Source organism: Bradyrhizobium sp. Leo114, assembly GCF_055229415.2.
This window is the reverse complement of sequence record NZ_JBUYEN020000061.1, coordinates 24,782-34,834: the sequence shown is the minus strand read 5'-3', so window position 1 is coordinate 34,834 and position 10,053 is coordinate 24,782. Positions and strand designations below refer to the sequence as shown.

8 protein-coding genes are annotated in these 10,053 nt (G+C 64.0%); 6 read left to right on the top strand and 2 right to left on the bottom strand.

The window, feature by feature from the left end:
- Nucleotides 1-214: 214 nt before the first annotated feature.
- The gene (locus ACZIRK_RS39470; protein ID WP_474419371.1) at nt 215-1,477 is read right to left on the bottom strand and encodes an allantoate amidohydrolase; all 1,263 of its coding nucleotides are present in this window, start codon (nt 1,475-1,477) and stop codon (nt 215-217) included.
- Nucleotides 1,478-1,807: 330 nt separating this feature from the next.
- Here ACZIRK_RS39470 and ACZIRK_RS39465 point away from each other — a divergent pair, with 330 nt between their 5' ends.
- Genes ACZIRK_RS39465 through ACZIRK_RS39440 form a run of 6 tightly spaced genes read left to right on the top strand, consistent with a single transcriptional unit; the run spans nt 1,808 to nt 7,690 of the window.
- A complete protein-coding gene (locus ACZIRK_RS39465; protein WP_456643969.1) occupies nt 1,808-2,917 on the top strand; it encodes a BMP family ABC transporter substrate-binding protein in 1,110 nt (369 codons plus the stop codon).
- Complete coding sequence (locus tag ACZIRK_RS39460; protein ID WP_474419370.1) at nt 2,914-4,032, top strand: ABC transporter permease; 1,119 nt, start codon at nt 2,914-2,916, stop codon at nt 4,030-4,032. The genes ACZIRK_RS39465 and ACZIRK_RS39460 overlap by 4 nt, the downstream gene beginning before the upstream one ends.
- A 1-nt stretch (nt 4,033) precedes the next feature.
- Nucleotides 4,034-4,960: an ABC transporter permease gene (locus tag ACZIRK_RS39455; RefSeq protein WP_474419369.1), complete on the top strand. Its 927-nt coding sequence runs from the start codon at nt 4,034-4,036 to the stop codon at nt 4,958-4,960.
- A 17-nt stretch (nt 4,961-4,977) separates the two neighbouring features.
- Nucleotides 4,978-5,661: a biuret amidohydrolase gene (biuH, locus tag ACZIRK_RS39450; RefSeq protein ID WP_474419368.1), complete on the top strand. Its 684-nt coding sequence runs from the start codon at nt 4,978-4,980 to the stop codon at nt 5,659-5,661.
- Nucleotides 5,658-7,190: an ABC transporter ATP-binding protein gene (locus ACZIRK_RS39445; RefSeq protein WP_474419367.1), complete on the top strand. Its 1,533-nt coding sequence runs from the start codon at nt 5,658-5,660 to the stop codon at nt 7,188-7,190. The genes biuH and ACZIRK_RS39445 overlap by 4 nt, the downstream gene beginning before the upstream one ends.
- Complete coding sequence (locus ACZIRK_RS39440) at nt 7,190-7,690, top strand: nucleoside deaminase (RefSeq protein ID WP_474419366.1); 501 nt, start codon at nt 7,190-7,192, stop codon at nt 7,688-7,690. Before ACZIRK_RS39445 ends, ACZIRK_RS39440 begins: the two co-directional genes overlap by 1 nt.
- Before the next feature lie 108 nt (nt 7,691-7,798).
- Here ACZIRK_RS39440 and ACZIRK_RS39435 read toward each other — a convergent pair whose 3' ends face one another.
- Nucleotides 7,799-8,926, bottom strand: coding sequence for a hypothetical protein (locus ACZIRK_RS39435; protein ID WP_028164381.1), 1,128 nt, complete (start codon nt 8,924-8,926; stop codon nt 7,799-7,801).
- Nucleotides 8,927-10,053: the final 1,127 nt, after the last annotated feature.

Below are 10,053 nucleotides of genomic sequence, written 5' to 3'. Positions count from 1 at the left end.
CTCCTGTAGATTGGCCGACCGATCCTCTCCAACCCCATCAGGTGGCGGTCTTGCACCGACCCCGTACAGAAGCGAGACCCCGGCGAGCGGATGACGCAAAAAGGGATTGACTGAGCAAGGCCCGTTATAGAAGGGTGGGCAAAGCGAAGCGCGCCCACCATTCACGAGCGGTGCAAGAGATGGTGGGCACGCGTCGCTTTGCCCACCCTACGGGCTAGAGCCGAAAATTCTCGATCAACCGCAGCAGCACGCGTGCACCGGCGTCAGCATCGGCAAGCTCGACATGTTCGTCCGGATGATGGCTGATGCCGCCGCGGCAGCGGACGAAGAGCATCGCGACATCGGCGACATCGATCATCGCCATGCCGTCATGCCCCGCCCCGCTCGGCAACTCGAACACGGCATATCCCTCGCCGGCGACCGCCTCCGCCACCTGCGCTTTCAGCCACGGCGCGCAGGGCACGGTACGGTTCTCGTGGGTGACATCGAGCTGCAGCGCGAGTCCGCGGCGTTTCGCGATGGCCTCGATTTGACGAACGATATCGGCGACCGCGCGCCTGCGATGCATGTCGGTGGGCGCGCGGATATCGATCGTGAAGGAGACCTTTCCCGGGATCACGTTGGTGGCCCCCGGCAACGCATCGATATAGCCGACGGTGCCGACGAGGCCGCCGTCATCGGTCCTGCAGAATTCCTCGATCGCCGTGACGCATTCGGCGGCGCCCGCCAGCGCATCGCGCCGGAGCGCCATTGGCACCGTACCGGCATGGCCGGCCATGCCCGTGATCTTTGCCGCAAGCCGCGTCGCGCCGGCGATCGCGGTCACCACGCCGACCGGCAGCTCCTTCTCCTCCAGCACCGGCCCCTGCTCAATATGCAGTTCGACATAGCCGAGCAGTTCGCGACGGGCGCGCGCGGCAGCGCCGATATGATCGGGATCGAGGCCGAAGGCGATCATCGCCTCGCGCATGGAAATGCCGGCATGGTCGCGCACGTTCAGTAGGCTTTCGTCGAAGGTGCCGGCGACCGCGCGGCTGCCGAGCAGGGTCGACGCAAAGCGCACGCCTTCCTCGTCGGCAAAGCCGGTCACCTCGATCGCGAACGGCAGTCGGCGGCCGCGCCGGTTGAGATCGGCGACACAGGCGATCGCGGTGATGAGCCCGAGCGGCCCGTCCCATTTGCCGGCGTCGCGCACGGTGTCGTAATGCGAGCCCAGCATCAGACACGGCAGGCCGGGCGTATCCCCCTCATAGCGGCCGCAGACATTACCGATCGCGTCGAGATGCGCGCTCATCCCGGCCTCACGCATCCAGGACAGAAGGAGATCGGCCGCCTTGCGGTGCTGGGGCGTCAAATAGATGCGCGCCAGATGCGAAGGCGCTTCCGATATCGCCGCAAGCTGGTCGATGCGGGCAACGATCTCCTCGCCAAGCAAGGTTGGTCTGGTCCCGGCTCCCGCCGCGTCTGTCTTGCTCATGCTTTTCCAGTGAAAGGCCGCTTCGATCCCCGCGTCGCCGGGATCGATACAAGTTCAATGCCAGCGCCTTGGCGCATGATCAACGCCCCAAATGGTGCTCACCGGCCTTGCATACAATTATCTGGCAACGCTCAATAATTAGGCTGACGCACCGTCGCTCAAAGTTTGAGCGGAATATGGCATCGAATAATACCAAAGTTATTTCAATAGATTGGTAGTTCATGCCCGCCAGATAGGCTCTGGCACGAAGCTTGCGACATCCCGTCTGAGCTGCGCCGTTGGCGCGGACGCGAAACGACCGGCGGCCGGACCGCCCCAGGGGAGCAGGCAATGGATTTCAGCAGGATTTCACGACGGCATTTATTGCAAGGCGGCGCCGCGCTGGCGCTGGGCGGCACGATCGGTGCCCGCGTGGCGCACGCGGCCGAGACCACCATCGGCTTCATCTATGTCGGCTCGCGCGACGACTACGGCTACAACCAGGCGCACGCACAAGGCGCAGCGGCGCTCAAGAAACTGCCCGGCATCAAGGTGGTCGAGGAAGAGAAGGTGCCCGAGACCGATGCGGTCGAGAAGACCATGGAATCCATGATCAATCTCGACGGCTCCACGCTGCTGTTCCCGACCTCGTTCGGATACTTCAGTCCGCACATGGTCAAAATAGCCAACAAGTATCCGAAGGTCCGCTTCGAGCATTGCGGCGGCTTGTGGACCGAGAAGGACCCGAAGAACGCCGGCAGCTATTTCGGCTATATCGACGAGGCGCAGTTCATTTCCGGCATCGTCGCGGGCTATTCGACCAAGAGCGGCAAGCTCGGCTTCGTCGCGGCCAAGCCGATCCCCCAGGTGCTGCGCAACATCAACGCGTTCACGCTCGGCGCCAAGCTCGCCAACCCGAAGGCAACGACGCAGGTGATCTTCACCGGCGACTGGTCGATGCCGGTCAAGGAAGCCGAGGCCACCAACAGCCTGATCGACCAGGGCGTCGATGTGCTGACCTGCCACGTCGACGGTCCCAAGACCATGGTCGAGAACGCTGCGCGCCGCGGCGCATTCGTCTGCGGCTATCACGTCAACCAGTCGCCGCTCGCGCCAAAGGCCTATCTCACCGGCGCCGAATGGAACTGGGAAGCGCTCTATCCGAAATTCCTGAAGATGATCACGTCGGGCGAATCGATCCCGAACTTCTATCGCGGCGGCCTGAAGGAAGAGATCGTCAAATGCTCGCCCTATGGCGAAGCGGTCTCAGCCGAAGCGCGCAAGCATGCCGACGAGATGAAGGCAAAGCTCATCGCCGGCGAATACACCATCTTCAAGGGACCGATCCTCGACAACAAAGGCAAGACGGTGATCGCATCCGGCGTCGACCGCGGCCAGAAGGATCCCGAGCTCGAGAAGATGGATTATCTGATCGAAGGCGTGATCGGAGCGACTTCGTGACGACGGACACGGCTGACTCGGCCGAGGCAGTCGAGGCGGTCGGGGTCGCCCCGGCCGCCGATCCCGGTTTCCTGCAGCGCTACGGCGCCGCCATCGAGTACATCCTGATCCCGGGCGCCGCCCTGATCGGCGCGCTCGCGACCTTCGGCGCCTTCGTTGCGCTCTACGGCAAAAACCCGCTCGATCTCTATTTCTACATGTACCAGGGCGCGTTCGGCACCTGGTTTTCCTGGCAGAATACGCTGACCCGCGCCGCGCCCTTGATCCTGACGGCGCTGTGCACGGCGCTGCCCGCGCAGCTTGGCATGGTGATCATCGGCGGCGAAGGGGCGCTCCTGATCGGTGCACTCACGGCGACCAGCGCTGCGCTCGCGATGCAATGGGCGCCGCCGCTGGTGGTGCAGATTGCGATGGTCATCGCAGGCGTGATCGGCGGCGGGTTGTGGATCACACTGTCGGGCGCGTTGCGGCAATATCGCGGCGTCAACGAGACGATCTCGAGCCTCTTGCTGGTTTATATCGCGCTCGCGATCCTCAACCATCTCGTCGAAGGCGTGATGCGCGATCCCGCCAGTCTCAACAAGCCGTCGACGCGGGAGATCGGCGCCGCCAATATGATCGGTACCATCCCCGGCACCGACGTGCATTGGGGCCTGGTGTTCGGCCTGGTCTGCGCGATCGCTGCCTACATCCTGATCTATCACACCACCTTCGGCTTCGCCGCCCGCGTCGCCGGCGGCAATATCCGCGCGGCGAAGATCGTCGGCCTCGGCGTCGGCAAATTGATCATGACGATCTGCTTTCTCGCCGGCGCCTGCGCGGGCCTTGCCGGCATGATCGAGGTCGCGGCCGTCCAGGGCCGCACCAACGCCAATCTCGCCGCGGGTTACGGCTTCACCGGGATCCTGGTCGCCTTCCTCGCGCGGCAGAATCCGCTCGCAGTCATTCCGGTCGCGATCCTGCTCGGCGGCATCAGCGCCAGTGGCGGTCTGTTGCAGCGGCGGCTCGGATTGCCCGACGCTTCCGTGCTGGTGCTGCAGGGCATCATCTTCGTGTTCGTGCTGGCGAGCGACGCGCTGTACGGACGCATCGGCTTCCTGAAAGGAAAGTCCTGACATGGCTGACAGTTCGATCGGACTGTGGACGGTCCCGCTCGCCGTGCTCGGCGGCGCCATCCGCGTCTCGACGCCGTTCCTGTTCGTCAGCCTAGGGGAATGCATCACCGAACGCAGCGGCCGCATCAATCTCGGGCTCGAGGGCACACTGGTGATGGGCGCGATGAGCGCCTATGGCATCTCCTATCTCACCGGCTCGCCCTGGCTGGGCGTGCTCGCCGCCGGCATCACCGGCGCGCTGCTCGGCGCACTGCATGCCGGCATCTGCTCATTGCCGCGCGTGAACGACGTCGCGGTCGGCATCGCGCTGATGCTGTTCGGCATCGGGCTCGCCTTCTTCCTCGGCAAGCCGCTAATCGAGCCGACCGCGCCGCGGCTGCCCGCGATCGATTTCGGCTGGTGGAGCGGCATTCCGCAGGTGCGCGCCGCGCTGCGCATCAACGTTCTGTTCCTGATCGGAGTTGCGATCGCACCCATTCTCTATTGGGCGTTCAAGACCACGCGCTGGGGCCTTTTGATCCGCACCGCCGGCGAAAGCTCGGACGCGGCGCGGGCGATGGGCCATTCCGTGCTGCTGATCCGGCTGCGCGCGACCATGGTCGGCGGCTTCCTTGCCGGGATCGGCGGCTCGTTCCTGTCGCTGTTCTATCCCGGTAGCTGGAACGAGGGCCTTTCGTCGGGACAGGGCATCACCGCAGTCGCGCTCGTGATCTTCGCGCGCTGGGATCCCCTGCTCTGCCTGTGGGCCTCCCTCGCCTTCGGCGGCGCCGCGGCGCTGGGACCCGCGCTGCAATCGGTCGGCGTCACCTCGGGCTATCACCTGTTCAATGCCGCGCCGTACATCCTGACGCTCGCGATCATGATCATCACCTGCTCGCCGAAGCGCACGCTGACCGGCGCGCCGGCCGAGCTTTCCATCACCCGATGACACGCACGAGGTCGCGAATGCCCGAGCGCTATATCAAATCCGAGCCTTACGCCTGGCCTTACAATGGCGATCTGCGCCCGGAAAACACCGCGCTCATCGTCATCGACATGCAGACCGACTTCTGCGGCGTCGGCGGCTATGTCGACAAGATGGGCTACGACCTGTCGCTGACGCGGGCGCCGATCGAACCGATCAAGCGCCTGCTCGCGGTGATGCGGAGCCAGCGCTATCACATCATCCACACCCGCGAGGGCCACCGCCCCGATCTCGCCGACCTTCCCGCCAACAAGCGCTGGCGCTCGCGCCAGATCGGCGCTGGCATCGGCGATCCCGGTCCCTGCGGCCGCATCCTGGTGCGCGGCGAACCCGGCTGGGAGATCATCCCCGATCTCAGCCCCCTGCCCAGTGAGCCGATCATCGACAAGCCCGGCAAGGGCTCGTTCTGCGCGACCGACCTGGAGCTGATGCTGCGCCTGCGCGGCATCGAGAACATCGTGCTGACCGGCATCACCACCGACGTGTGCGTCCACACCACGATGCGCGAGGCCAACGACCGCGGCTTCGAATGCGTGCTGATCGAGGATTGCTGCGGCGCGACCGACAAGGGCAATCACGACCATGCACTGAAGATGATCAAGATGCAGGGCGGCGTGTTCGGCGCGGTGGCGAAATCCGCCGACCTGATCGGAGCGATCTCGTGATCATCGGCGAGGCACCCCCGCCAAGTGGCGCTTTCGGCGTCGACGCCATCGCCATGACGATGCGCTTCGGCGATTTCCTGGCGCTCGACAATGTCGAATTGAAGGTGCGTCCCGGCTCCTTCCATGCGCTGCTCGGCGAGAACGGTGCCGGCAAGAGCACGCTGGTGAAGTGCATCATGGGCTATTACCACGCCACCCAGGGCGACATCCTGATCGGCGGGCGTGAGCAGAAGATCGGCAACCCGAAGGACGCGCACGCGTTCGGGCTCGGCATGGTCTACCAGCATTTCACGCTAGTCCCGGCGATGACGGTCGCGGAGAACCTGGTGCTGGCGCGCGACGACGTCCCGGCCGTGGTAGATTGGAGCAATGAGAAGAAGGAGCTCGAAGCGTTCCTGGCGCGGATGCCGTTCAAGGTGCCGCTCAACGCCAAGGTCTCCGACATCTCGGCCGGCGAGCGGCAGAAGTGCGAGATCCTCAAGCAGCTTTACCTGAAGCGGCGCTTCCTGATCCTGGACGAACCGACCTCGGTGCTGACGCCGGGCGAGGCCGACGAGGTCTTGGGCATGTTGCGCGCGATGGTCGTGGCCGGGGAATTGACCATCCTGATGATCACGCACAAGTTCCGCGAGGTGATGGCCTTTGCCGACGAGGTGACCATCCTGCGCCGCGGGAAGCTTGCCGGCCAGGGCCGCGTCGCCGAACTCACGCCGGATGACATGGCGCGCACGATGATCGGCGCCGAGCAATTGACCGTGCAGCCAGCCCGCGTCGGCGAAGTCGGCGAGGCGCGGCTCGAGCTCGACAGGCTCACCGCGCTCGACGATGCCGGCGCGGTCGCCGTCAGCAACGTCTCGCTCACGGTCCGTGGCGGCGAGATCGTGGGCATCGCCGGCGTCTCCGGCAACGGCCAGCGGCAGCTCGTCGAAGTTCTCGCCGGTCAGCGCGATGCCGAGAGCGGTGACATCCGCATCCGCGGCGAGCGCTATTCGGCGACGCGCGAGGAGATGCGCCGGCACAAGATGTCGCTCTTGCCGGAAGAGCCGCTCAAGAACGCCTGTGTCGGCGGCATGAGCGTGGCCGACAACATCGCCCTTCGCGAATTCGACCGCGCGCCGTTCGCCAAGGGCGGCTGGTGGCTGAGCGGCGCGGCGTTTCGCAGGAACGCCGAACGCAAGATCGGCCTCTACAAGATCAAGACCCGCACGCCGGACACGCCGATCGCCGCGCTCTCGGGCGGCAACGTGCAGCGCGCGGTGCTGGCGCGCGAGCTTGGCGGCGAGGTCGAGGTGCTGATCGCGGCCAATCCCTGCTTCGGGCTCGATTTCGCCGCGGTGGCGCAGATCCATGCCGAGATCATGGCCGCCCGCAACCGCGGCGCTGCCGTGCTTCTCGTCAGCGAAGACCTTGACGAACTGCTCGAACTCTCCGACCGTCTGGTCGTGATGTTCCACGGTGAGTTCGTCCACGAGGCCCGCGCCAGCGAAGCCGATCTCACCGAGATCGGGCGGCACATGGCAGGACATTGATGACGGATATTTCTGCGCTCACCCAGGACGAGGCTGACCTGCATTTCCTCCGGCGGTCCTTCGAGGTCGCCCGCCGCTCCGTCACCCACGGCAACCATCCGTTCGGCTCGGTGCTGGTCGATCGCGACCGCACCGTGCTGATGGAGATGGAGAACGGCTATATGCCATCCCGTGACGGCACCGCGCATGCAGAGCGCCTGCTCTCGACCAAGGCCTGCACGAGCTTGCCGCCTGAGGTCCTCAAGCACGCCACGCTCTATTCGTCCGCGGAGCCCTGCGCGATGTGCTCCGGCGCAATCTACTGGGCCGGCATCGGACGCCTGGTCTATGCCTTAAGCGAACATCGCCTGCGCGAGATCACCGGCAATCATCCGGAGAACCCGACGCTCGACCTGCCCTGCCGCGAGGTGTTCCGGACCGGGCAGCGGCCGACCGACGTTGTCGGGCCGCTGATCGAGGTCGAGGCCGCCGAGCTCCACGCCGGCCTCTGGCAGAAATAGCGCGAAGAACTGCCGCCTCATTTCGCTGCGTCCTGTCCACGCTGTTAAGAAAAAATGGCGCCGCGGGTTCATCGCGGCGCCCAGTTCACCTGGAGAACGGGTAGGTGGTTAGAACTTCACGGTGATACCGCCATAGACAGTCGATTCGGTGCAGCTATTGGTGCTGACCGTCACGCCGGCTGCGTTAGTGAGGGTGCAGACGCCGGGAGCAGCGTTGTGGTCGAGGCCGAACTTGTTCTGCCAGTAGCGGTAGGCAACCCAGAGATCGACGAAGTGCGTGTACTTCGGTCCCCAGACCGCCTTGCTGGCGTCGAAGGTCAGACGGATCGGCTCGCTGTTGAACTCAACGGCGGTACCGGTGCTGAACGGACCGGTGCCGAAGCCAACCAGCGGATTGTTCTGGTCACCCTTCTTGCCGTACCAGGCAGCGCGGCCGCTGATCGACCAGAACTGCATGTTCTCCGGCAGGAAGCCGAGGTCCATATAGTAGTTGGTTTCGACCGCCCAGGTCGGATTGAAGCTGGTGTTGCCGTCCGGAAGACAGGTGGCGCCGGGCGCCGGATACGGAATGCCGGGACCGAACAGTCCGCACTGGTTGAAGGCGTTGTGGTTGGAAAACTCCCAGGACGCCAACGGCGACACGTTGAAATAGCCCTTATAAGGCAGCGCGAATTCGAACTGCAGACCGGCGACGACCTGTCGCTTGGCCGGGGCGAGGAAGTTGTTCTCGCTGTTGGCGTCCATACCGACTTCGAAGGAGACGTTGGTGAGCGGTCCGACGTTGAAGGCCTTGGTGTTGAAGATCTGGTTGAAGCCGAAGGTCGAGCGGAACAGACCGTAGATTTCGGTGGCGCCGGCGCAATTGCCGGGCGCGCCAGTGATCAGCACGCCGGCATTGGAGCACGGCGAGGCCGGATCGTTTTGACCCGACTTGAACATCGAGATCGTGAAGAAGTTGGTGCCGTAGGTCCAGATGTCGAAATGAGTGAACGAATAGACCTGCTTGGCGGTCGTGCCATTGATTGAGCCGTCCGGCCGAATCGAGAATACACCGGGATCGGTGCCCTTGGGCATCCAGGAGAAGGTTACGCGGTTATCGACCAGCAGAAAGAACGGCAATTCAGGCGCGGGCTTCGGCGCTTTGACTGCCAAGTCGGCCGCACTGGCGAAGCCGGCGGGCGCAAGGGTAGCCAGTGACAGTGCCGCGGCTACCAGAGTTCGGCGAAGACTGAACATATTTGTATGTACCCCCAAAGTTGACGTGCGAAAGTTCGAGGCCCTTCGCAACGACCCTTGCGCCGTTCCCCCGAAGTGAGAAGCCTCAAGTTTTTCCACTGCGTGCTGCAAGTTTCGGCACGTAACGACTGCAACGTCAGTGTTTTAAGGAGTGGCCAGCGGCGAGGCGAAAACCCGCAAGCAACCTCCGCGCGTGGCGCGCATTTTCCGCTTTTGCCTATTTCTATTGGTTTTCTGCGACGTTTGAGCGCAGCGCCTTGCGACGCTGCACGATCACCACGCGTCATCGTACGCGGTCGAAACTTCGCTGCTCAACTTTTTGTCAGCACTGCTTGGACGGACTCGAATTGTCTCGACCGTCGTAAATATGCAACAGGCGATGGAATGCAGTCGTTGCGAAGCCGAAGTGGCTCGCATCGTTCTCAGTGTCGTCCCCGCGAAACGCGGGGCCTATAACCACAGGGAGGTGTTGTGGCAAGAGCAAGCAGTTGTAGCGGAGCACACAACAAGGCCTGTGGTTATGTCTCCCGGGACGACGGGGATAGATCTGATTCAAATTTCAAACAGCGGCCGCGTAGGATGGGTAGAGCGAACCGAAACCCGTCGCGATGGAGCAAGCGGCACCAATGATGGGTTTCGCTTCGCTCTACCCATCCTACGTCGGATTCAAACGGCGGATGTGAGTCCGCATTCTCGCGGCGCGTTACGCCCGAGCTTTGCGTCTTGTTCCACCCTCCTCGAGATCAGAGGGCGCAGGGAAAGCCGGGTGCTGGTTGCACCCGTGGGTCCCGTGCAACAAAAAGCACGGGGGTAGGACCACAGGTTCAACCGAAGCATTCCGGCTTTCCCTGCGCAGTGGTTTTAACGGTTTCCTTCGCGCTCTCCCCGGTGACCGGGCTTTCTTGCCACCGTCACCCGCGGCAGCTCTTGCTGCTCGCGAGCTTAGCGCCAGCGTCGGGGCGCCAGGACCACACGACTTCGCCGTCCGCGTTCATGCGCTCGTCAGTCGCACGCATCGCGTCCACCGCATCTCACCGCAACGTTCGTGACGATCGCGAGCCGCCCCTCTCTCGGGTGAGACGCGCGGAGTTAAATCACTGATTTGCCCGACGGCGAAAGCGGAATGT